At 50.7% G+C, this 1,044-nt stretch carries 1 protein-coding gene; it reads left to right on the top strand.

From position 1 onward, the window contains the following. Nucleotides 1-37 precede the first annotated feature (37 nt). On the top strand, nt 38-1,044 hold a 1,007-nt coding region (locus VB737_RS07215; protein WP_500312239.1), incomplete at its 3' end, for a DegT/DnrJ/EryC1/StrS family aminotransferase.

Raw genomic sequence — 1,044 nt, 5'->3', positions numbered from 1 at the left:
GCCGTATACTCAACCGATATTTGATCAAGTTAAACGCATGAGCACTCAACCATTTTTGCCATTTGCTTTGCCAGAAATTGGCGAGGAAGAAATTCAGGAAGTGGTCAATTGCCTGCGCTCGGGCTGGTTGACTACAGGCCCCAAAACCCGGCAATTTGAAACTGATTTCGAAGCCATGCTGAACGCAGCGGGCGGTGGTGTGGCGGCTGGCAGTCAGCCAGTGCAGGCCATTGCTGTTAACTCAGCGACTGCGGGTTTGCACCTGGCGCTAGAAGCCATTGGTATTGGGCCTGGCGATGAAGTCATTGTGCCCACCCACACCTTTACTGCCACTGCCGAAGTGGTACGTTACCTGGGTGCCGATCCTGTTTTTGTCGATGTACTGCCCGGTAGTTTGAATATCGCTCCTGCCTTAGTTCGCGCGGCCATTACCAATAAAACAAAGGCCATCATGCCAGTTCACTTCGCGGGGCTGGCTGCCAATATGTCGGCCATCGTTGCGATCGCTCAAGAACATGGTTTGAAGATAGTCGAAGACGCAGCACACGCCTTACCTTGTGTGGTTGATAGTGTCGCCGTGGGCAACCTGCAAACTGATGCAGCCGTATTCAGTTTTTATGCCAACAAAACCATTACCACTGGTGAAGGTGGTATGGTGGTCTCTCGCAATCCCGAAATCATCAAGCGCTGCAAAACCATGCGCTTGCATGGTATTAATCGTGATGTATTTGATCGCTTCACCTCCAAGGCACCCAGTTGGTATTACGAGGTAGTGGCACCTGGCTTCAAGTACAACCTCACAGATCTCGCCTCGGCCATGGGCATTCATCAACTGAAAAAAGCTGAATTGTTTCGGGCCAAACGGCAAGCCATCGTTGATCAATACAACGCAGCTTTTGAAAATTTGCCTGTTGTATTACCACAAGGCGCGGCTGCTAACGGCTTACATTCTTGGCACCTGTACATTTTGCGTTTAAGTGATCAATGCCCACTTACGCGCGATCAGTTTGTTGAAGCGTTGTATGCGCAGGGCATTGGTTGCAG

The organism is Synechococcus sp. BA-120 BA3 (genome assembly GCF_034931285.1).
In the GTDB taxonomy this organism is placed as follows: Bacteria; Cyanobacteriota; Cyanobacteriia; order PCC-6307; family Cyanobiaceae; genus Cyanobium.
Note: the sequence above shows the minus strand (reverse complement) of the source record. Positions and strands in the feature narration are given on the sequence as shown.